The sequence below is a fragment of the Saccharothrix sp. genome, from assembly GCF_031180885.1.
Classification (GTDB): Bacteria; Actinomycetota; Actinomycetes; order Mycobacteriales; family Pseudonocardiaceae; genus Actinosynnema.
In genome coordinates, this window is record NZ_JAPSLK010000004.1 from 1 (window position 1) to 21,391 (window position 21,391).

Below are 21,391 nucleotides of genomic sequence, written 5' to 3' on the forward strand. Positions count from 1 at the left end.
GTTCGTCCCCCGTACGGCCTGCCGGAGGCAACCACCCTTCGCTCCTCTTCGCAACCGGTGAAGCGTGGTTGCGAAGAGGAGCGAAGCGCGGTTGGGCTGCGCCCGGGCCGTACGGGGGACGAACCGAGGCCCTTCCTGTGGCTGATAGCCCGAGCGAAAGCAGCGCCTGCGGCGCAAAAGCACGCGGCCGGTGGTGGGTGTCCGGTTGGGTCGGCGGGTGCGGTTGTGGCGGGGGCTCCCGTATCTACTCCCGAGTAGGTTACTCTGAAGTAGATAGCCGTCGGGTGTGGAACAGGGGTGTCGCGGTGGCGAGTACCACGGGGCAGGGCAGGCGGGACCCGATGGGGATGGCGTTGGCCGTCCTCAACCGGGTCGCCGCGTCGGACGTGCTGGACCGGTTCGGGCTGCGCAAGCCGGTCGAGCGCGGGGTGTACGAGGCGACCAAGAGCGGGTTCCGGACCGTCGCCGCCGCTGGGCGCAGGTTCGGCGCGGTGCAGAAGCTCGGCAAGCCCGCGCGGTTGCCGAACCGCCCCGAGCAGGGGTTGTTCGACATCACGCCGACCGACGAGCAGCAGATGATCATCGAGATGCTGCGCGAGTTCGCCGCCGAACAGCTCCGGCCGGTCGCGGCGGACGCGGACACCGCCTGCGCCGCGCCGCCCGAGGTCCTCGCCGCGATGAACGAGTTGGGCGTCAGCCTGGTCGGCGTCCCCGAGGAACTGGGTGGCGCGGGTAGCGAGCGGTCCGCGGTCAGCGGTGTGCTCATCGCCGAAGCGCTGGCCCACGGGGACATGGGTCTCGCGGTGGCGTGTCTCGCGCCCGCCGCCGTGAGCACCGCGCTGACCCTGTGGGGCGACGCGGGGCAGCAGTCGACGTACCTGCCCGCGTTCACCGGCGACAACGTCCCCGCCGCCGCGTTGACCATCCAGGAGCCGCACCCGCTGTTCGACCCGTTCGCCTTGCGCACCAAGGCACACCGGTCCGGCGGCGGGTACGTCCTCAACGGCGTCAAGGCCATGGTGCCCGACGCCGCCAAGGCCGAGCTGTTCGTGGTGGCCGCCGACCTCGCCGGTCGTGGCCCGGCGCTGTTCCTGGTGGAGTCGAGCACGCCGGGCCTGACCGTCGAGGCCGACCCCGGCATGGGGTTGCGCGCCGCCGGCATGGGTCGGTTGCACCTGGACGACGTCACCCTGCCCGCGACCGCCCTGCTGGGCGACGAGAAGTCCTATGCGGACTGCGTGCGGCTGTCGCGGCTCGGGTGGTGCGCGCTGGCCGTGGGCACCGGGCAGGCCGTGCTGGACTACGTGATCCCCTACGTCAACGACCGGGTCGCGTTCGGCGAGCCGATCAGCCACCGGCAGGGCGTCGCGTTCTCCGTCGCCGACATCGCGATCGAGCTGGAGGGCATGCGCCTGGTCACCTACCGCGCGGCCGGCCGTGCCGAGCAGGGCAAACCGTTCGCCCGGGAGACCGCGCTGGCGCGGGCGCTGTGCGCGGACAAGGGCATGAAGATCGGCTTGGACGGGGTGCAACTGCTGGGCGGGCACGGGTTCGTCAAGGAACACCCGGTCGAGCGGTGGTACCGGGACCTGCGTGCGGTCGGGCTGGCCGAGGGCGTCGTCCTCGTCTGAGGGCGGAAAGGTAATCATGATCAACCTCGAAGTTCCCAAGAAGTTCGAGCAGCTCGTCGACCAGGCGCACCAGGCCGCCGCGGAGTTCCTGCGGCCCAACTCGCGCAAGTACGACGAGGCCGAGCACACCTACCCCAAGGAACTGGACATGCTCGCCGCGCTGCTGGACGGCCTGTCCGCGGCCGGCGGCGGCGCCGGCGCGGGCGGTGTGCGGCGCGCCTCGGACAAGTCCAAGGACGGCAACCGCAACGGCTCGAACCTCCAGTTGCTGCTGGGCACCATCGAGATGTGCTGGGGTGACGTCGGCCTGCTGCTGAGCATGCCGCGCCAGGGCCTGGGCAACGCGGCCATCGCGTCGGTCGCCAACGACGAGCAGCTCAAGCGGTACCACGGCAAGTGGGCCGCGATGGCGATCACCGAGCCGGACACCGGTTCCGACTCCGGCGCCATCCGCACCACCGCCGTGAAGGACGGCGACTACTACGTCCTCAACGGCGAGAAGATCTTCGTCACGGCGGGGGAGCGCGCCGACTGCGTGGTGGTGTGGGCGACCCTGGACCGGTCGCTGGGCAAGGCCGCGATCAAGTCCTTCGTCGTCGACCGCGACACGCCCGGCTTCGAACTGGTGCGGCTGGAGCACAAGCTCGGCATCCGCGCCTCCGACACCGCGCACTTCCGCCTGGACAACGTGCGCGTGCACAAGGACAACCTGCTGGGCAGCCCGGAGATCAACACCGAGCAGGGCTTCGCCGGCGTCATGCAGACCTTCGACAACACCCGCCCGCTGGTGGCCGCGATGGCCGTCGGCGTGGCGCGGGCGGCGTTGGAGGAGACCCGGCGGGTGTTGGCCGAGGCTGGGGTGGAGGTCGACTACGACCGCCCGGCGAACTCCCAGCACGCGGCGGCGGCCCGTTTCTTGAAGCTGGAGGCCGACTGGGAGGCCGCGTACCTGCTGGCGTTGCAGGCGGCGTGGATGGCCGACAACCGCAAGCCGAACTCGCTCCAGGCCTCCATGGCCAAGGCGAAGGCGGGCCGGACCGGTTCGGACGTCACCCTGGGCTGCGTGGAACTGGCCGGCAGCACCGGGTACAGCGAGACGTCCCTGCTGGAGAAGTGGGCGCGCGACTCGAAGATCCTGGACATCTTCGAGGGCACGCAACAGATCCAGCAGCTCATCGTGGCCCGGCGGCTGCTGGGCAAGTCGTCCGCCGAGCTGAAGTGATCACCGAAGGGCTTGGTCGACCATCCCGTTGAGCGGGCCGCGGGCCAGGCCGCCGTGGCCTGGGACCAGGGTGTCGGCCGGAAGGTCCCGCAGTGAGGCGATGGCGTCCGCGGCGCCCTGCTCGGAGGTGTTGAACACCTCGGGCAGGCGCTGCGGGCCCTCGCCGCGGCGGGACGTCGGGTGGCCGGTCACCAGCGCGTCGCCGCTGAACAGGACACCCGTCGACGGCATCAGGTAGGCGGTGTGCCCGCTGGTGTGCCCCGGTGTCGGCACCGCCACCAGGCCGCCCGGCACGTCCAGCGGCACGTTCGGCGGGACGACGGTGACCTCCGACAGCGACATCCTGATCCGCGGGAACACCGCCCGCACCGTGTCGAACACCCACCGCCGGCTCGCCCGGTGCCCGCACAGCCGCAGCATCTCCAGCGGTGTGATCTGCTCCAGGTACTCCCGGCGCGCGTGCCGGGCCTCCTCCGCACCGGTCATGACGGGAGTGCCGAAGCGGCCGGCCATGGTCGGGACACCGCCGATGTGGTCGAGGTGGGCGTGGGTCAGCAGGATCGCGGTGACGTCCTCGGGGCGGTGCCCGATGGACTCGATGGAGGCGAGCAGGGCGGCGGAGTCGTTGAGGTAGCCGGTGTCCACGAGGGTCAGCGCCGACCCGTCCGACACCAGCGCCCAGTTGACGTTCGTCCCGGTGACCATGTGGACCCGGTCGTTCACCCGCGTCACGTGCACCAGGTCACCCTAGCCGGCGGCGCGGCGCGAGCAGCGTGGTGGCGATCGCGACCTGCACCGGTTCCAGCGCGGGCTTGCCGTCCTCGACGTCCCACAGCGCGTTCTGGAGCACCCGGCCCAACGTCCACGCGGTCGCCCGGTCGCGGTCGAGGGACAGGGCGTCGGTGAGCAGGTCGAACCGGCGGCGGACGCCTCCGGGCACGTCGCCGGCCACGGCCTCCCAGCGGTTGTCCAACGCCGGCAGCAGGTCGAAGCCGGGGTCGCCGGCCAGGGACTCCGGGTCGATCGCCAGCCACGGTTCCCGCTCGCCCGCCAGGACGTTGTCGTAGTGCAGGTCCCAGTGCAGCAACCGGTCACCCGGCTCGGGCAGCACCTCCGCCACCGCCGCCGCGCACGTGCGGACCAGCGCCGCGTCCTCGGGTCCCAGGTGCCGCACCGCCCACGGGACCTGGTCGAGCATGGCGGCGGCGATGTCGGACAGCCGGCGCAGGCCCGGCGGCGCGGGGACGGCGGTCAGCCGGGCCAGCAGGCCCGCCAGGACGGTCAGCGCCTCCTCGTCGTCGGCGACCGACGACAGCGGGCGGGTGGCGTCCAGGCGTTCCAGCAGCATCACGCCACCGCCGGCGTCGTGGTCCAGCAGGCGCACCACACCGTCGCCGTCCCAGGCCCGCAGACCCGCCAACGCGCCCGCGGTCTCCTCGGTGGGCGGCTGGAGCCGCAGCACGGCCGGCGTTCCGTCGGCGCGCACGACGGGCAGCACGAGCGACGCCATCCCGTTGCGGACCGGGCCGTCCGGGCGCAACGACCACGTTTCCAGGTTCTCGGCGATGGACGCGGGCAGCGCGGCCAGCCACGCGCGGCCTTCGGGGGAGCGGTGCGACCGGACGAGCGCGTCGGGGATGTCGAAGGAGATCATCGTTGTCCCGACACTACCCGGCTGATGCGGATCGGTGATCGCGTTGTGGGTCTGCGCGGGGTCGGGGTCACCTAGGCTGCGCGCATGATCAGGGCGTTCCGGCGGGTTGCCGTCGCAGTGGGGTTGGCGGTCGCGGTGAGCGCGTGCACCACCCAAATCACCGGTTCGCCCGTGCCGGTGCCCAACCCCACGACGCGGGAGAAGGCGACGGCCACCGCGAAGAGCCTGCTGGGCGACCTGCCCGCGGTCGACCCGTGCGGCTACCTCGACACCCGGGACGTGGAGCGGTTCGGCCAGGTCACGGCCGAGCCGCCGGAGTCGCTGGACTCCTGCCGGTTCACCGTCAAGACCTCCGGCGGGACGAGCCTCGACCTCCAGTTCGGGTCGCTGGACCAGGTCGGCTCCGAGCGCGAGCTGGAAGGGAAGCCGGAGGACTACAAGGAGCTGCGGATCGTCGAGGAGCCCGAGGAGGCGATCCGGTGCGCCCGGCTGCTGGTGTTCGAGGACTTGGTGACGCTGTCGGTGAGCGTGGACAACTTCAGCTCGGACTCGGCGTCACCGGCCGAGATGTGCCGCATCGCCGACCACGCCGCGAAACTCGTCGCCGACCGGGTGTTGGACAAGAAGGTCGAGCACCGCGAGTTCGGGGCGAAGTCCGTGGGGCGGTTGGAGGCGTGCGGGGCGGTGCGGGCGAGCCTGGCGAAGGTGCCCGGCCTGACCAGCCCCAAGGCCCACGAGTACCCGGCCGCCCACCAGTGCCGGTGGAGCAACGACGGCCGCCTGTCCACGCCCCGCGCCCGCGTCACCTACGCGGTCGGCAAGCCGACCGAGCCCGGCGGCGAGAACACCGTGCGGGAGGACGTCGCCGGCCGCCCGACCGTGATCATCAGGTCCTCCGCCTCTTCGGTGGCGTTCTGCGCGGCGGAGACCACGCACATCCCGTTCGAGCGCGGGTTGCAGGAACTGGCGGTGGTCACGGTGACCCTGCCCTCGGGCACCCCGGCGGACCAGGCCTGTGCGGCGGTCAAGGAGATCGCCGCCGAAGCCTGGGCCAAGCTGCCCAAGTAGCTCACGGCAGGTAGGCGGCCGGCGCGGTTCAGGGCAGGTAGGCGGCCAGCGCGCCCCGCGACTGCTGGAGGTCCGCGATGCGCTCGTCCAGCGCGGCCAGCTCGCGGGTGAGGATCGCGCGCACCTCGGGGCACAGGCCCACCCGGGCCTCGTCGCCGTACGTGCACGGCAGCAGCGAGCGGATCACCTGCGTGGACAGCCCGGTGCCCAGCAGCGCGCGGATCTGGCGCACGGTGGTGACCGCCGTGTCGTCGTAGTGGCGGTAGCCGTTGGCCGCGCGGGAGGTCTCCAGCAGGCCCTGGGACTCGTAGTACCGCAGCAGCCGCGGACTCACCCCGGTCCGCGCGGACAGATCGCCGATCAGCATGTGACGCCCCCCGAGAGCGTGTTGACCTTGACACCGGTGTCAGTGCTTAACGTCGGAGCATGGTCGAACATTTCGCCTTGGAGGTCGTGCTGCCCGACGAGTCGCCGGACATGCCGCCGGAACGGCTCGCCGAGCTGGCGGCGCACGCGGAAACCCTGGGCTACCAACGGGTCTACCTGCCCGACCACGTCCTGCCGCCGGGCGCGTACGGGATGGACGCGTACGGCGGCGTGTACGAACCGCTGGTCGCCTTGTCCTACATCGCCGCCCGCACGCGCACGATCGAGTTGGGCACGTCCGTGCTCGTGGTGCCGTTGCGCGACCCGTTCGTGCTGGCCAAGCAGGTGGCGACGCTGGACCGGTTGTCCGGTGAGCGGTTCGCGCTGGGCATCGGGGTCGGGTGGGACCGGGTCGAGTTCGCGAGCGTCGGCTCGGACTTCACCGACCGGGGTGCGCGCACGGACGAGGCGATCCGGTTGCTGCGGCACCTGTTCGAGGGTGAAGGCCCGTTCGAGGGGCGTTATCACGGCTACGAGACCGGGGTGTTCGAGCCGCGGCCCCGGCGGCGCGTGCCGATCGTCGTGGGTGGGATGAGCGACGCCGCCGTGCGCCGGGCCGCCCGGTTCGGGGACGAGTGGCAGGCGGTGGGGGTCGACCCGGACGGGTTCGCCGCGCGGCTGGCGCGCCTGCGGTCGTGGTCGGACCGGCCGGTGAGGCCGACCGTGCGGATCGCTTATCCGAGCGGGGACGTGGCGAAGGTGGTCGAGGAGGCGCGGGCCTTCGGGGAGGCCGGGGCGGAAGCGGTCGCGGTGTGGTTCAGCCCGGTCGACGGGTTCGCCGACCGGATGGCCGAGTTCGCCGAAGCCGTGCGCTGAACCCCGCGGGGTGGCGGAGCCGCCCGCCACCCCGGGAACCGGTCAGCCCAGGACGCGGCCCAGGAAGCCGCGGGTGTAGCCGGCGACGGTGTCGAGCTGGTCCTCCAGCGCGAAGTGGCCGGCGTCGAGCAGGTGGATCTCCGCGTCCGGCAGGTCGCGGCGGTAGGCGGTGGCCCCGTCCGGCCCGAAGATCTCGTCGTTGCGGCCCCACACCGCCAGCAGCGGCACCTGGCTGTCGCGGAAGTACTGCTGGAAGGCCGGGTAGGCGTCGAGGTTGTTCTTGTAGTCCCGGAACAGCGCGAGCTGCACCTCGGCGTTGCCCGGCCGGTCGAGCAGGGGCTGGTCGTGGGACCAGGTGTCGGGGCTGATCCGGCTCACGTCCTTCACGCCGTGCGTGTACTGCCAGCGCGTGGCGTCGGCGGTGAGCAGTGCGCGCACGGCGGGCTCGGTGTCCGGGCCGGGGGCGGTGGCGTAGGCGAACAGGGGTTCCCAGAACGGCGTGAAGCCCTCCATGTAGGCGTTGCCGGACTGGGTGACGATCGCGCTGACCCGCTCGGGCTGCCGCGAGGCGATCTTGAGGCCGATCGGCGCGCCGTAGTCCTGGACGTAGAGCGCGTGCCGGTGCACACCGAGCCGGTCGAGCAGCGCGGTCGTCACCTCGGTGAGCCGGTCGAAGGTGTAGTCGAAGCTGTTGACAGAGGGCGCGGAACTCTGCCCGAACCCGATGTGGTCCGGCGCGATCACGCGGTAGCGGTCGGCCAGGGCCGGGATCAGGTGCCGGAACATGTGCGAACTCGTCGGGAACCCGTGCAGCAGCACGATGGCGGGCGCGTCCGGGTGCCCGGCCTCCCGGTGGAACACGCTCAGGCCGTCGATGTCGGTGTGGTGGTAGGTCGTCATGGCGTTTACCTAACTGTTCAAGTCGCTCAGAACGGTTAGATCAACCCAAGCACGGCCCGTGCTAACCTGTCAAGCGTCTGAAAAAGGTTAGGAGGACGGGTGCTGACCGACGCGCTGCGCGCCCACGACTGGCCCGAACGGCCGCTGGCCGACCAGCCCCTGGGCATCGACCTCCTCAACACCCGGTGGATCACCGGCACCACCTGGTACGACGTCCTCGACCACGACGACCTGACCCGCGCCTGGCTCGCCGACCACGGCCTGCCCACCGATCCCGTGCCCCGCGCCGAACTCCGGCAGACCCGCGAGGCCGTGGTCGCCGCCATCGCCGACGAGGCGAACCTGCCCGCCCTGGACACCTTGCTCGACCACGGCCGCCTGCGCCTCACCGTCGACGCCGAGCACCCGGACGTCGCCGACCCGGCGTGGCACGCGGCCTGGGTGTGCCTGCGCGACTACCTCCGCCTGCGCGCCGAGTCCCCCGACCGCATCCGCAAGTGCGCCAACCCGGACTGCGTCCTGCACTTCGTGGACACCTCGCGCACCGGCCGCCGCCAGTGGTGCTCCATGACCGCGTGCGGCAACCGCCTCAAGGCGCGCCGGCACCACGGGCGGCAGCGCGCACAAGCGTGAGCGTCCACAGGCACCCGAGCAGTGCGATCAGCCCCGCCCCGGCCAATGCCCAGGGGATACCGGCCGACCGGGCCACCAGCCCCAGCAGCATCGGCCCGCCACCCAGCCCGAGGTCGAGGAACGCGCTGGCCGTGCCCGACGCCGCGCCTCGCTCGTGCGGGCGCGCGGTGGCGAACACGGCCGAGAAGAACGCGGGCGTGCTGAACGTGACCCCCAACGCCAGCAGGACGGTCCCGGCGACCAGGCCGACCGGAGTGCCCCACACCGCCGCCAGCCCCAACCCGAGCCCGATCGACGCCAGCGCCCCGGCCGCCAGCGGCAGCGACGGCAGCCGGTCGGGCACCCGCGCGAACGCGATCCGGCTGATCACCACCACGATCCCGTAGACGAACAACGGCAGGCTGGTGTTCGTCAGCCCCACGTCCCGCGCGTGCAGCGCCGCGAACGCCAGGAACCCGCCGATCGCCGCCAACGACGCGCAGAACCCGATGCTCGGCGCCACCGCCGGCCGGTGCACCAACCGCAGCCCGGCGTGCCCGCGCTCCCCGCCCGTCCCCCTGATCAACGCCGCCAACACCGCCGCCACCACGCTGAGCCCGGCCGCGCCCACCCAGGCCGCCCCGAACCCGCCCCGCTCCACCAGCACCTCGCCCAGCGGCGGCCCGAACGCCAACCCCAGGTACAGGCCCAACGAGTTGTAGCTGAGCGCCTCGCCCATCCGCGCCGGCCCGGCCAGGTCCGCCAGCGCCGCGAAAGACGCCACGAAGAACGCCGCCTCCGCCACCCCCAACAGCAACCGCAACCCCACCACGACGGCCGTGGACCCGGCCAACGCCGTCAACCCCATCCCCACCGCGCACAGCAAGGCGCCACCGACCAGCAACGGCCGCCGACCCAGCCGGTCCGACAACACCCCCGCGAACGGCCGCAGGATCAACGCCGAGATCGCGAATGCCCCGAACGCCACCCCCGCCGCCGCCTCGTCCCCGCCCAACGGCCCGGTGACGTAGAGCGGCAACGTGTAGACGGCCACCCCGGTGGCCGTGAAGTACCCCAGATCCGCCACCGTGAGCAACACGAACCCACTGGTGAACAACCTGTCACCCACACGCCCATCGTGAGCCGGACCCCTCGGTCCCGCGACCCGGGCTAGCGGATGAGGGCGGCGAACCGCCGAACCTCTCGAACCCGCCCCACCCCGCGACGAACCGCTGCTTCAACCCCACCAGTTTCCGCCGCACGAGGTCACCACCCCACGGCGCACCCACCGTCGCCTGCGCCGCCGCCACCGTCGCCTGCGCCGCCGCCACCGTCGCCTGCGCCGCCGCCACCGCCGACTCGGGCTCCGCCGCACACGCGTACGCGTCCGCCAACCGCACGCTGAACAACGCCCGACTCGACCGCGAATTTACCGGCGTCCTCCGCAACGCCTCCGGCGCGCACTCCACCGCCCGCGCCGCCAACCCCGCCGCGTCACGCCCCGTCGCGTCACGCCGCACCGCCAGGTCCCGGAAGCACGCGGCCCGCCCGGCGTCGAGCAGCATCAACCCTTGGCGCGACGGCAACGTCCGCAGATCCGGCGACAACCGCTCAGCCCGCTCCAACGCGCGCAGGCACGACACCTCGTCCCCGCTCGCGCCGTGCACCCGCGCCTCCAGCAGCGAAGCCAGGAAGTCCACCGCCGCATCCCCGGGAGCCTCGAGCGTCCCGACCCTCCGCACGCCGCTCGTCCTCCACCGCCGACCACAGCGCCAACAACTCGCGGTCGTGCAGCAGATCAACGCACCGGGCGGCGAGATCGGGTGGCGGCCGACGGGTACCGGCTTCGACCTTGCTGATCAGCGAGTGGTGGTAGCCCAGGAGATTGCCGAGTCCCGCCTGGGTCAAACCGGCGGCCGTGCGCGAATCCCGCAGCCTACGGCGGACTCCACCCGCGCGCTGACATGTCGCGGGGCGCACTACCGGCGCCGTTGGACGCTCGCGTATTTCCCGGCCCCGAAACCGCGCGAGCGTCCAACAGCCGGGTACTGGTCCTGGTCCTCAGTCGATCGCCGCCGTCCTCGGGCGGCCCCCGCCGTCCTCGGGCGGCCGCCGCTGTCGTCGGGCGGTCGGCGCTGTCGTCGGGCGGTCGGCGCTAGACGGGGTCGGGCTCGTCGTCGAGGGGGACGACGCGCTGCTGGTCGGCGACGTCGGCCGGGTCGGCGTGCAGCCACGCCTCGCCCAGCGGTTCCAGGTCGTCGGGCTCGGCGTCCGGGTCGACCGGGGTGCGCTGGTCGACGGTGTCGCGCTCGGGGAGGTCCACCGCGTCGGCGTGCCGGAAGACCTCGTCCTCGACGCCCATGGTCGAGCCCCTTTCGTCGTGTCCGGTGCGGGTCCTTGCGTCCCTGTTCTACCCCGGTTGCCTGGCGGGCGCGAAAGAAAGTAGGCACGATCGACGGCGTGACCCTCCCGCTGTTCGGCGACCCGGCGCCCGGCCCGGACCTCGACCCGCACCCCGGCGTGCCCGGCGAGGCGTGGGCGGCCGACCAGTTCCGCGGGCGAGGGCTGCGGATCGGGCGGAACAGGACGGTGCACCGGGCGGGTTTCGTGCTGGACGAGCGCGGCGTGGAGATCCCCGCGCCGGACTGCCACGCCGGCTACTTCGCCGCCGGCCGTCCGTGGTGGCAGGTCTACTTCCCGACCACCGACCCGGTCGACTGCGGCCTGTGCCTGGACGCCCGCCGCCACTCCTCAGCCCCACAACGCCTACCCGGCCAACTGACCCTCGACCTGGGCGACCTCTCCGCCTGACCCGAACACCCTCGCCCACCCAGCTCCGCCCCGCCCACCACTGCCGCCCGCCCACCCCGCCGCCCTCACCACCCTCGCGGGCCCCGCCGACCCGGCCGCCCTCACCCACACCCACGCGCCTCGCCGACCTCGCGCGCCTCGCCTGACCCGCGCCCGTCCGCCTCGCGCATGACCCCCGGCGGCCAGCCCGCCTCGCACGGCCCCGCCGACTCCGCCCGCTCCGCCCGCCTCGCACCCCGCCTCCCTCGCGTGTGACCCCGCCGACCTCACCCGACTCGCGCACCCGCCAGCCCCGCGCGCCCCTGCCAGCTCCGGCCTGCCTCGCGCGCCCCTGCCAGCTCCGGCCTGCCTCGCGCAGCCCCGTTCGCCCTGGGCCGCCTCGCGAGCCTCCGCCGGGTCCCTGCTGGGGTGCTCGGTCGGCTTCTGAACCGGTCCCACGTGGAGCAACCCTACGCGTGATCACGCTCGAAGCTGCGCAAAGCACCCTCCGTGATGAGCGAAGTTGTAATAAACACCCGTTGACCGCGCAAGAATGCGCACATAGTGTGCCCCGCAAGCACAACGTGGTGTGTGACATACGACAACGTCACGCACCCCCCTTGGCGCGAGGAGAGTGCACATGAGCAACCGGTGGTGGAAGGTGCTCGCCGCGGCGACAGTCGTGGTGAGCGCCGCGGCCTGTGGTGGTGGCGGAAGTGGCTCGGACGGGGGTCCGGTCACGTTGACCTACGCGATCTGGGACAAGGACCAGCAGCCCGCGATGGAGAAGATCGCGCAGGAGTACACCAAGGCCCACCCCAACGTCACCGTCAAGGTCCAGCTCACCGCCAACAAGGAGTACTGGACCAAGCTCCAGACCGCGGTCACCGGCGGCAGCGCGCCCGACGTGTTCTGGATGAACGGCCCGCGCATCGGCCTCTACGCCGCCCAAGGCGTCCTCCAGCCGCTGGACGAGCAGATCTCCGCCGCCGGCGCGGACACCGCCGCCTACCCGAAGTCCCTGGTGGACCTCTACACGTTCGAGGGCAAGAAGTACGGCCTGCCCAAGGACTACGACACCATCGGCCTCTGGTACAACAAGACCCTCTTCGACGCGGCCGGCGTCAAGCACCCCGACGCCACCTGGACGTGGGACGACCTCAAGGCCGCCGCGGCCAAGCTCACCGACCCCGCCAAGGGCCAGTACGGCATCGCCGCCCCCGCCGACTCGCAGGCCAACTACTACAACACGATCTTCCAGGCCGGTGGCACGGTCATCTCCGACGACGGCAAGAAGTCCGGGTTCGGCGACCCGGCGACCATCGAGGGCCTGAAGTTCTGGGTGGACCTCATCAAGGCCGGTTCCTCACCGACGGTCCAGCAGATGTCGGACACCGAGCCCACGCAGCTCTTCTCCTCCGGCAAGGTCGCCATGTACTACGGCGGGTCGTGGGAAGCCAACGGGTTCGCCAAGAACGCCGACCTGACCGGCAAGGTCGACGTCGCCCCGCTGCCCAAGGGCAAGAAGCAGGCGGTCGTCATCCACGGTCTGGCCAACGTCGCCTACGCCAAGTCCAAGAACCCCGAGGAAGCCGCCGACTTCGCCGTGTTCGCCAGCGGCAAGCAGGCTCAGCGGATCCAGGCCGAGGCGGGCGCGGTGATCTCCGCCTACCAGGGCACGCAGGACACGTGGGTCAAGGCGCACCCGCAGTTCAACCTCCAGGCGTTCATCGACCAGGTCCCCAACTCCGTCCCGCTCCCGCGCTCCAAGAACACCTCAGCCTGGACCAAGCACGCCGAAGACCTCCTGCTCAAGGCGTGGACCGGTGAGAAGGACGTCGCCGACGCGGCGAAGGAACTGGCCAAGGCCGTGGACGAGGAACTGGGCAAGGAGAAGTGACCACGCTGGAGGAGGTCCCCGTCGCCGCGCCGCAGCGCGCGGTGGCGGGGCGACCCGCGCGCAAGCGGCTGCGCCGCCGGGAGTGGCTGTGGGGCTTCGCGTTCATCGCGCCCAACGGCCTGGGCCTGCTGGCCTTCTACATCTGGCCGGTGTTCCAGACGCTGTACTACAGCTTCACCGAGTGGGGCGCGTTCGGCGGCCACACGTGGATCGGCGCGGAGAACTACGTCAAGCTCGTCTCCGACCCGGAAGTGTCGGGAGCGCTGAAGAACACGCTGCTGTACGCGGCGCTGGTGCTGCTCGGCGTGCCGATCTCGCTGGTGCTCGCGGCCCTGATCAACACGCCGGGGCTGCGCGGCGCGGCGGTGTACCGGGTGCTGTACTTCCTACCGGTGGTCACCATGCCGGCGGCGGTCGGCATGGTGTGGCGGTGGCTCTACAACGGTGACATCGGCCTGATCAACCACGTGCTGTCGCTGGTCGGCATCGAAGGCCACCACTGGGTCGCCGACCCGAGGTTCGCCTTGTACGCCACGGCGGTCGTGGGCATCTGGATGACCGTCGGCTACAACATGGTGATCTTCGCGGCGGGCCTGAAGGGCATCCCGAAGGACCTCTACGAGGCCGCCGAACTCGACGGCGCCGGGCCGGTCCGGCAGTTCTTCAGCATCACGCTGCCGATGCTGAGCCCCACGGCGTTCTTCGTCACCGTGCTGACCTCGATCGGCGCGTTGCAGGTCTTCGACGTCATCTACCTGATGCTGGGCTCCAACAGCGCCGCGCTGCGCAACCCGGCCATCGACGAGAACCAGACGATCGTGTTCCTGTTCTTCGAGCGGGCGTTCGTGGACAACGACAAGGGGTACGCGGCGGCCATCGCGTTCGTGCTGCTGCTGGTGATCCTGCTGCTGACGATCGTGCAGTTCCGGGCGCAGAAGAGGTGGGTGCACTATGCCTGAGCGGGTGGCCCGGCGGACGTGGCCGGTGCACGCGGTGCTGGTGGTCGGGGCGCTGGTCATGGTCGCGCCGCTGGTGTGGGAGTTCCTGACCTCGGTGAAGTCGTTCGGCGAGTCGGTGCGGGTGCCGCCGACGATCCTGCCGGGGACGTGGGACTGGTCGAACTACACCAAGGTGTTCCACAGCATCCCGTTCGGCGAGCAGTTGCTGAACACGGTGCTGATGACGGCCGGGCGGACCGCGGGCCAGTTGCTGCTGTGCTCGATGGCGGCCTACGCGTTCGCGCGGCTGGCGTTCCCCGGGCGGGACGTGATCTTCATGCTGTTCCTGTCCGTCCTGATGGTGCCCAGCCAGCTGTTCCTGATCCCGCAGTACCAGATCATGCAGGAGCTGGGGTGGCTGAACTCGTTGCAGGCGCTGATCGTGCCGGGCGTGTTCAGCGCGTTCGGGACGTTCCTGCTGCGGCAGTTCTTCCTGTCCCTGCCCAAGGACTTGGAGGAAGCCGCCGGTCTGGACGGCGCGAACCCGTTGCGGATCTACTGGCACATCATGCTGCCGCTGGCCCGGCCCGGTCTGGTGGCGCTGGGCATCCTGACCGTGCTGTGGTCGTGGAACGACCTGATGTGGCCGCTGGTGGTCAACAACGACCCCGAGCAGATGACGCTGTCGGCGGGCCTGGCCACGCTCAAGGGCGAGCACTTCACCGACTACCCGGTGCTGATGGCCGGATCGCTGCTGGCGACGCTGCCCGTCATCGTGGTGTTCATCGTCATGCAGAGGCGCGTGCTGGAGGGCATCGCGTTCACCGGTTCGAAGGGATGAGGCGTTGACGGACCTGCGGATCGGCGTCATCGGGTACGGGCTGCGCGCGCCCCTGGTCGCGCACGCCCACCAGCCGGGGCGGGGGAGTGCGGTGGTGGCGGTGGCCGACCCCCGCCCGGAGCGGCGCGAGTTGGCCGAATCCACTTTCGGCGCCTTCACCACCCCGGACGCCGACGAACTGCTCAAAGCGGACTTGGACGCGGTCTTCGTGCTCAGCCCCGACCACCTGCACGTCGAGCACGCACTGGCCGCGTTCGACGCGGGCATCCCCGTCTACCTGGAGAAACCCCTGGCGATCACGGTCGCGGACGCCGACCTGATCCTCGCCAGAGCCCGGTCTTCCGGTGTGAAGGTCTACATCGGACACAACATGCGCCACATGTCCGTGGTGCGGACCATGCGCAAGCTGATCCTCGACGGGGCGATCGGCGAGGTGCAGGCGGTGTGGTGCCGGCACTTCGTGGGGCACGGCGGTGACTACTACTTCAAGGACTGGCACGCCGAACGCGCCAAGGGCACCGGGCTGCTGTTGCAGAAGGGCGCGCACGACCTGGACGTGATCCACTGGCTCGCCGGCGGATACACGCGGCGGGTCAACGCGATGGGTGCGCTGTCGGTCTACGGGCGGGTGACGGATCGGCTGGCGTCGCCGCAGTACAAGACGGGGCACGACTGGGACGAGTACCGGGGCAACTGGCCGCCGTTGGCGCAGACCGGGTTGAACCCGGTGATCGACGTCGAGGACCTGTCGATGGTCAACATGGCGTTGGACAACGGTGTGCTGGCGTCCTACCAGCAGTGCCACTTCACGCCGGACTACTGGCGGAACTACACGGTGATCGGCACCGAGGGCCGGTTGGAGAACATCGGGGACACGCCGGGTTCGTCGGTCCACGTCTGGAACCGGCGGCACCGGGGGTACGCGGAGCCCGATGTGGTGGTGCGGATTCCTGAGGCCGAAGGCGGCCACGGAGGGGCCGACCCTCGGATCGTGGCGGAGTTCCTGGGGTTCGTGCGGGCGGGCGGGGCCACGTTGACCTCGCCGGTGGCGGCGCGGGAGGCGGTGGCCACGGGGTGTGCGGCGACGGAGTCGTTGCGGGCGGGTGGTGTGGTGGTGGATGTGCCCGCGTTGGCGGAGGAATTGGTGGCGTATTACGAGCGCGGACAGGTGGAATGAACAACTCGTCCACATGGTGAGATCGCGGTCGGTGGTGCCTTAGGGTGTCACTCGTTCGGTGTTTTCGCTGGTGGCGCGCTTGCGGGTGGCTTGAAGCGGTAGCCGTGAGTGACGCTCACGAGTGATCTTTTGCTAAGCTCCCGACCACTGGTCGAGAGGCGCTGCAACGGACTCCGCGTCCGCCACGCTCGACCAGGTGGGACCACCGCAAGGGCGCCTTCCATGTGATGAACCATGGGAGGAGTCCGGATGTCCGAGGCGCTGCGGGAACTGCTGGACCGGAAGGTCGCGGTGCTCGACGGGGCGTGGGGGACCATGCTCCAGGCGGCCGGGCTGGGGCCGGCGGACTACCGGGGCGGGCTCATCGCGGGCGACCACCCCAAGGACGTCACCGGCGACCCGGACCTGCTCAACCTGACCCGGCCGGACGTGATCCTCGACGTCCACCGCCAGTACCTCGCGGCCGGCGCGGACATCACCACGACGAACACGTTCACCGCCACCAGCATCGGGCAGGCCGACTACGGTCTGGAACCGCTCGTGCGCGAGATGAACGTGCAGGGCGCCCGGCTGGCCCGCCAGGCCGCCGACGAGGTCGGCGGGAAGTTCGTCGCGGGCTCGGTCGGGCCGCTCAACGTCACCCTCTCGCTGTCGCCGCGGGTCGAGGACCCGGCGTACCGCGCGGTCACGTTCGACCAGGTCAAGGCCTCCTACGCGGAGCAGATCTCGGCGCTGGCCGAGGGTGGTGTGGACCTGCTGCTGGTCGAGACGATCTTCGACACGCTCAACGCCAAGGCCGCGATCGCCGCCGCCCGCGAGGTCGCGCCGCACCTGCCGCTGTGGATCTCGGTGACGATCGTGGACCTGTCCGGCCGCACGCTGTCCGGGCAGACGGTCGAGGCGTTCTGGCGGTCGATCGAGCACGCCGAGCCGCTGGTGGTGGGCGTCAACTGCTCGCTGGGCGCGGCGGAGATGCGCCCGCACGTGGCGGAGTTGTCGCGCATCGCGGGCGCGTACACGGCGGCGCACCCGAACGCGGGCCTGCCGAACGCGTTCGGCGGTTACGACCAGACCCCGGACGAGACCGCGAGCCTGCTGCACGAGTTCGCGGGCGCGGGGATCGTGAACCTGGTCGGTGGCTGTTGCGGCACCACCCCCGCCCACATCGCGCGCATCGCGGAGTCGGTCAAGGACCTCGAACCCGGCCGCAAGCCGGTCACCGGGTCGAAGCTGACCGCGTTCAGCGGGCTGGAGCCGTTCGCGATCGGCGCGGACACCGGGTTCGTGATGATCGGTGAGCGCACCAACGTCACCGGGTCCAAGAAGTTCCGCCGGCTGATCGAGTCCGACGACCACCAGGGCGCGGTGGACGTGGCGCTGGACCAGGTCCGCGGTGGCGCGAACCTGCTCGACGTCAACATGGACGCCGACCTCCTCGACAGCGAGGAGGCGATGACCACCTTCCTCAACCTCATCGCCACCGAGCCGGAGATCGCCCGCGTGCCGATCATGGTGGACAGCTCGCGGTGGAGCGTGCTGGAAGCCGGCCTGAAGTGCGTGCAGGGCAAGGGCGTGGTCAACTCCATCAGCCTCAAGGAGGGCGAAGGCCCGTTCCTGGAGCAGGCGCGCGCGATCCGGGCCTACGGCGCCGGTGTGGTCGTGATGGCGTTCGACGAACTCGGCCAGGCCGACACCACCGCGCGCAAGGTCGAGATCTGCGGCCGGGCCTACGACCTGCTGGTCAACGAGGTCGGGTTCCCGCCGCAGGACATCATCTTCGACCCGAACGTGCTGGCCGTCGCGACCGGCATCGCCGAGCACGACGAGTACGCCAAGGCGTTCATCGACGCCCTGCCGCTGATCAAGCAGCGCTGCCCGGGCGCGCGGACCAGCGGCGGCATCTCGAACCTGTCGTTCTCCTTCCGGGGCAACGACGTCATCCGCGAGGCGATGCACTCGGCGTTCCTGTTCCACGCGGTGCGCGCGGGCCTGGACATGGGCATCGTCAACGCGGGCCAGCTCGCCGTCTACGAGGACATCCCGGCCGACCTGCTGGAACTGGTCGAGGACGTGCTGTTCAACCGCCGCCCGGACGCCACCGACCGGCTGGTCGCGCACGCCGAGACGGTCAAGGGCAGCGGCACGCGGCGGGTGGTGGACCTGGCGTGGCGCGAGGCCCCGGTGGCCGAGCGGCTGGCGCACGCGCTGGTGCACGGCATCGTGGACTTCATCGAGGAGGACACCGAGGAGGCCCGGCAGCAGGCCGCGCGGCCCCTGGAGGTCATCGAGGGTCCGCTGATGGACGGCATGAAGGTCGTCGGCGACCTGTTCGGCTCGGGCAAGATGTTCCTGCCGCAGGTGGTCAAGAGCGCGCGGGTGATGAAGCGCTCGGTGGCCTACCTGGAGCCGTTCATGGAGGCGGAGAAGGAGAAGGCGCGCGCCGAGGGGCGGATCGACACCTCCGCCGGTCCCGGCAAGATCGTGCTGGCCACGGTGAAGGGCGACGTCCACGACATCGGCAAGAACATCGTCGGCGTGGTGCTGGGCTGCAACAACTACGAGGTGATCGACCTGGGCGTGATGGTGCCGTCGTCGGTCATCATCGACACCGCGATCGCCGAGGGCGCGTCCGCGATCGGGTTGTCCGGGCTGATCACGCCGTCGCTGGACGAGATGGTCGCGGTGGCGTCGGACATGCAGCGCCGGGGCGTGAAGCTGCCGCTGCTCATCGGCGGGGCGACGACGTCCCGCCAGCACACCGCCGTGCGCATCGCGCCCGCGTTCGAGGGGACGACCGTGCACGTCGCCGACGCTTCCCGCGTGGTGGGCGTGGTGTCCGAACTGCTGGACCCGGACCGCGCGGATGGCTTGGACGAGCGCAACCGGGCCGAGCAGGAGCGGTTGCGGCAGCAGCACGAGGACCGCAAGCGGGTCGCGATGCTGACCGTGGAGCAGGCGCGGGCGAACCGGGAGCGGGTGGCGTTCGACGACCTGCCGACGCCGTCGTTCACCGGTCTGCGGGTGGTCGAGCCGTCGTTGACCGAGCTGCGCGAGATGATCGACTGGCAGTTCTTCTTCCTCGCGTGGGAGGTCAAGGGGAAGTACCCGGCGGTGCTGGACAACCCCGTGGCGCGCGACCTGTTCGCCGACGCCAACGCCCTGCTGGACGAGATCGTGGCCGCGGGCTCGTTCCAGGCGCGGGGTGTGCTGGGCTTCTGGCCCGCCTCTTCCGACGGTGACGACCTGGTCCTGGACACGGAGTCGGGCGAGGTGCGGTTCCCGATGCTGCGCCAGCAGACCGCCAAGCCCGACAGCCGCCCCAACCGGAGCCTGGCCGACTACGTGGCGCCCGCCGGTGACCACTTGGGCGGGTTCGCCGTGGCCGTGCACGGGGCGGAGGCCCTGGCGGCGCGCTACGAGGCCGAGCACGACGACTACCGGGCGATCATGGTGAAGACCCTCGCCGACCGCCTGGCCGAGGCGTTCGCGGAGTACATCCACCTCAAGGCGCGGCAGGAGTGGTTCGAGCCGGGTTCGGAGCCGGTGCTGGAGGACCTGCACGCGGAGAAGTTCCGCGGCATCCGCCCGGCGCTGGGCTACCCGGCGTGCCCGGACCACAGCCAGAAGCGGGCGCTGTTCGACCTGCTCGACGCCGAGGCGGTGGGCCTGGGCCTGACCGAGTCGTTCGCGATGACCCCGGCGGCGGCGGTGAGCGGCCTGATCTTCGCCAACCCGGCCGCGCGCTACTTCACGGTCGGGCGCATCGGCCGCGACCAGGTCGAGGACTACGCGACCCGCAGCGGCGTGCCGGTGGCGGAGGTCGAGCGCTGGCTGCGCCCGAACCTCGCCTACGACATCGACTGAGCCCCGGACCGTCCCGGCGAGCGGTGCCGGCCGGGCGTCGGCGATGCTGTGCGCGTGGAGTACGTGTCCAGAGTGCCGCGACCGCCGCTGGACGGGCTGATCGACGACCTCTACCACCTGGAGGGCGCGCCGCCGTACGCCCGGCTGACGCTGCCGCCGATGCCCGGGGCGTTGCTCATCGTCAACCTCGGGGCGCCGTTCCGCATCCGCGCCGGCACGGACATCGAGACGGCCGAGTACGCCGACGGCTGCGTGGTCACCACGCCCACCCGCGCGTTCGACTTCGGCTACCCGCCCTGGACCCGATCCGTGGGCGTGCACTTCAAGCCGTGGGGGCCGGCGGCGTTCCTGCCGATGCCCGCGGCCGAGCTGTGCGACCGGCCGGTGACCCTGGAGCAGGTCTGGGGTCGGCCCGCCGTCGCGGAGTTGCGGGACCGGCTGGCCACGGCGCACGGACCGCACGAGATGCTGGCGCTGCTCGAGGACGAGCTGATGCGACGGCTGTCCGAGACCACCGGCCTGGGGCTGGTGCGCCACACGAGCAGCGTCATCGCGGCGGCCGGCGGGGCGGTGGCGATCGGCGACCTGAGTGCGGCGGCCGGTGTCAGCAGCACCCATCTGGCACAGCGGTTCAAGGGGCTCATCGGCGTCACGCCGAAGCGGCTGGCCCGCGCCTACCGCTTCACCGCCACCGTGTTCGCGATCGACCCCGCCGGACCGGTCGACTGGAGCGACCTCGCCGGTCGCGCGGGCTACTTCGACCAGGCCCACTTCGGCCACGAGTTCCGGGAGTTCACCGGGCTCACGCCGACCCGGTACCTCGAAGTACGGCGGCGGTTCCTGCGCGAACACCCCGATCACCCGTTCGAGGGCTGGCCGCTGCCGGCCGATTGATTTCTTACAAGAGCGACGGCCCACGAACCGCTAGCTTGGCGGCACCTTGGAGCAGAGGAGAGCGCCGTGGGCAAGGTGGTCATGTACAGCTCGGTGTCCGTGGACGGTTTCATCGCGGGCGAGGACGACCAGCCCGGACCGCTGTTCGACTGGTTGACCAGCGGTGACGTCCCGTTGGACGACAGCGGCGTGCTGAAGGTGTCGCAGACGTCCTACGACTACACGCGGCCGTACTGGGACCAGGTCGGGGTGACGATCGCCGGCCGCCACGTCTTCGACATCACGGACGGCTGGGACGGGAAGCCTCCGGCCGGGGTCGACCAGGTGGTCGTCGTGACGCACCGGTCGGCGCCCGAGGGCTGGGACCCCGCGGCGCCGTTCCACTTCGTCGACGGCGTCGAGGCGGCCGTGGCCAAGGCGCAGGAGCTCGCGGGGGACCGCATCGTCGAGGTCGCCGCCGGGGACGTCGGTGGTCAGGCGCTCGCCGCGGGCCTGGTGGACGAGGTGCGCATGGACGTCGTGCCCGTCGTGTTCGGGTCCGGCAAGCGCTACTTCGGGTCGGTTGACGCGCAGCACCTGTTGGAGGACCCCGACGTGGTGATCCAGGGCAACCGGGTGCTCCACCTGCGCTACCCGGTGCGCCGTTAGGCTCCCCCCG

Annotated in this window: 21 protein-coding genes and 1 riboswitch; of the genes, 13 read left to right on the forward strand and 8 right to left on the reverse strand. The window is 71.2% G+C overall.

Annotated elements, in window-relative coordinates; translation table 11 throughout:
- Positions 1 to 341: 341 nt before the first annotated feature.
- Positions 342 to 1,631 carry an acyl-CoA dehydrogenase family protein gene (locus RIN75_RS08240; protein ID WP_309111463.1) on the forward strand — a complete coding sequence of 430 codons (1,290 nt, stop codon included), beginning with the start codon at positions 342 to 344 and terminating at the stop codon, positions 1,629 to 1,631.
- 16 nt (positions 1,632 to 1,647) lie between these two features.
- A complete protein-coding gene (locus tag RIN75_RS08245; RefSeq protein ID WP_309111207.1) occupies positions 1,648 to 2,853 on the forward strand; it encodes an acyl-CoA dehydrogenase family protein in 1,206 nt (401 codons plus the stop codon).
- Here RIN75_RS08245 and RIN75_RS08250 read toward each other — a convergent pair whose 3' ends face one another.
- Both RIN75_RS08250 and RIN75_RS08255 read right to left on the reverse strand, forming a co-directional pair.
- Positions 2,854 to 3,591: an MBL fold metallo-hydrolase gene (locus RIN75_RS08250; RefSeq protein ID WP_309111208.1), complete on the reverse strand. Its 738-nt coding sequence runs from the start codon at positions 3,589 to 3,591 to the stop codon at positions 2,854 to 2,856.
- Between the two features lie 4 nt (positions 3,592 to 3,595).
- Positions 3,596 to 4,507, reverse strand: a complete 912-nt coding sequence (locus tag RIN75_RS08255) for an aminoglycoside phosphotransferase family protein (protein ID WP_309111209.1) — start codon at positions 4,505 to 4,507, stop codon at positions 3,596 to 3,598.
- 84 nt (positions 4,508 to 4,591) lie between these two features.
- Here RIN75_RS08255 and RIN75_RS08260 point away from each other — a divergent pair, with 84 nt between their 5' ends.
- The gene (locus tag RIN75_RS08260) at positions 4,592 to 5,575 is read left to right on the forward strand and encodes a DUF3558 family protein (RefSeq protein ID WP_309111210.1); all 984 of its coding nucleotides are present in this window, start codon (positions 4,592 to 4,594) and stop codon (positions 5,573 to 5,575) included.
- A gap of 28 nt (positions 5,576 to 5,603) precedes the next feature.
- On the opposite strand, the gene RIN75_RS08265 is transcribed toward RIN75_RS08260, so the two are convergent.
- Complete coding sequence (locus RIN75_RS08265) at positions 5,604 to 5,942, reverse strand: MerR family transcriptional regulator (RefSeq protein ID WP_309111211.1); 339 nt, start codon at positions 5,940 to 5,942, stop codon at positions 5,604 to 5,606.
- Positions 5,943 to 6,001: 59 nt separating this feature from the next.
- Here RIN75_RS08265 and RIN75_RS08270 point away from each other — a divergent pair, with 59 nt between their 5' ends.
- Positions 6,002 to 6,817, forward strand: a complete 816-nt coding sequence (locus tag RIN75_RS08270; RefSeq protein ID WP_309111212.1) for a TIGR03619 family F420-dependent LLM class oxidoreductase — start codon at positions 6,002 to 6,004, stop codon at positions 6,815 to 6,817.
- 42 nt (positions 6,818 to 6,859) lie between these two features.
- Here the strand turns inward: RIN75_RS08270 and RIN75_RS08275 are convergent, their stop codons facing one another.
- Positions 6,860 to 7,717, reverse strand: coding sequence for an alpha/beta hydrolase (locus RIN75_RS08275; protein WP_309111213.1), 858 nt, complete (start codon positions 7,715 to 7,717; stop codon positions 6,860 to 6,862).
- A 99-nt stretch (positions 7,718 to 7,816) separates the two neighbouring features.
- On the opposite strand from RIN75_RS08275, the gene RIN75_RS08280 reads away from it, so the two are divergent.
- The gene (locus RIN75_RS08280) at positions 7,817 to 8,350 is read left to right on the forward strand and encodes a CGNR zinc finger domain-containing protein (protein WP_309111214.1); all 534 of its coding nucleotides are present in this window, start codon (positions 7,817 to 7,819) and stop codon (positions 8,348 to 8,350) included.
- Here the strand turns inward: RIN75_RS08280 and RIN75_RS08285 are convergent.
- From RIN75_RS08285 to RIN75_RS08295, 4 genes are all read right to left on the reverse strand, one after another.
- Positions 8,307 to 9,458, reverse strand: coding sequence for an MFS transporter (locus RIN75_RS08285; protein ID WP_309111215.1), 1,152 nt, complete (start codon positions 9,456 to 9,458; stop codon positions 8,307 to 8,309). The genes RIN75_RS08280 and RIN75_RS08285 overlap by 44 nt on opposite strands.
- Positions 9,451 to 10,029: a hypothetical protein gene (locus RIN75_RS08290; RefSeq protein ID WP_309111216.1), complete on the reverse strand. Its 579-nt coding sequence runs from the start codon at positions 10,027 to 10,029 to the stop codon at positions 9,451 to 9,453. The genes RIN75_RS08285 and RIN75_RS08290 overlap by 8 nt, the downstream gene beginning before the upstream one ends.
- Entirely contained in the window at positions 9,941 to 10,309 is a 369-nt protein-coding gene (locus RIN75_RS44000; protein WP_375295926.1) for a multiprotein-bridging factor 1 family protein, read from the reverse strand. The genes RIN75_RS08290 and RIN75_RS44000 overlap by 89 nt, the downstream gene beginning before the upstream one ends.
- Positions 10,310 to 10,484: 175 nt before the next feature.
- Complete coding sequence (locus tag RIN75_RS08295; RefSeq protein ID WP_309111217.1) at positions 10,485 to 10,691, reverse strand: hypothetical protein; 207 nt, start codon at positions 10,689 to 10,691, stop codon at positions 10,485 to 10,487.
- 98 nt (positions 10,692 to 10,789) lie between these two features.
- Between RIN75_RS08295 and RIN75_RS08300 the strand changes: the two genes are divergently transcribed.
- From RIN75_RS08300 to RIN75_RS08335, 8 genes are all read left to right on the forward strand, one after another.
- Positions 10,790 to 11,140: a hypothetical protein gene (locus tag RIN75_RS08300; RefSeq protein ID WP_309111218.1), complete on the forward strand. Its 351-nt coding sequence runs from the start codon at positions 10,790 to 10,792 to the stop codon at positions 11,138 to 11,140.
- 619 nt (positions 11,141 to 11,759) lie between these two features.
- On the forward strand, positions 11,760 to 13,019 hold the full coding sequence (locus tag RIN75_RS08305) for a sugar ABC transporter substrate-binding protein (RefSeq protein ID WP_309111219.1): 1,260 nt from the start codon (positions 11,760 to 11,762) through the stop codon (positions 13,017 to 13,019).
- Positions 13,016 to 13,978, forward strand: coding sequence for a sugar ABC transporter permease (locus RIN75_RS08310; protein WP_309111220.1), 963 nt, complete (start codon positions 13,016 to 13,018; stop codon positions 13,976 to 13,978). The genes RIN75_RS08305 and RIN75_RS08310 overlap by 4 nt, the downstream gene beginning before the upstream one ends.
- Positions 13,971 to 14,798: a carbohydrate ABC transporter permease gene (locus tag RIN75_RS08315; RefSeq protein WP_309111221.1), complete on the forward strand. Its 828-nt coding sequence runs from the start codon at positions 13,971 to 13,973 to the stop codon at positions 14,796 to 14,798. Before RIN75_RS08310 ends, RIN75_RS08315 begins: the two co-directional genes overlap by 8 nt.
- A gap of 4 nt (positions 14,799 to 14,802) precedes the next feature.
- The gene (locus RIN75_RS08320) at positions 14,803 to 15,975 is read left to right on the forward strand and encodes a Gfo/Idh/MocA family oxidoreductase (RefSeq protein ID WP_309111222.1); all 1,173 of its coding nucleotides are present in this window, start codon (positions 14,803 to 14,805) and stop codon (positions 15,973 to 15,975) included.
- A gap of 147 nt (positions 15,976 to 16,122) precedes the next feature.
- A riboswitch (S-adenosyl-L-homocysteine riboswitch) is annotated at positions 16,123 to 16,201 on the forward strand.
- Between the two features lie 23 nt (positions 16,202 to 16,224).
- Positions 16,225 to 19,839, forward strand: a complete 3,615-nt coding sequence (gene metH / locus RIN75_RS08325) for a methionine synthase (RefSeq protein WP_309111223.1) — start codon at positions 16,225 to 16,227, stop codon at positions 19,837 to 19,839.
- Positions 19,840 to 19,911: 72 nt separating this feature from the next.
- The gene (locus RIN75_RS08330) at positions 19,912 to 20,733 is read left to right on the forward strand and encodes a helix-turn-helix domain-containing protein (RefSeq protein ID WP_309111464.1); all 822 of its coding nucleotides are present in this window, start codon (positions 19,912 to 19,914) and stop codon (positions 20,731 to 20,733) included.
- Positions 20,734 to 20,799: 66 nt separating this feature from the next.
- A complete protein-coding gene (locus RIN75_RS08335) occupies positions 20,800 to 21,381 on the forward strand; it encodes a dihydrofolate reductase family protein (RefSeq protein ID WP_309111224.1) in 582 nt (193 codons plus the stop codon).
- Positions 21,382 to 21,391: the final 10 nt, after the last annotated feature.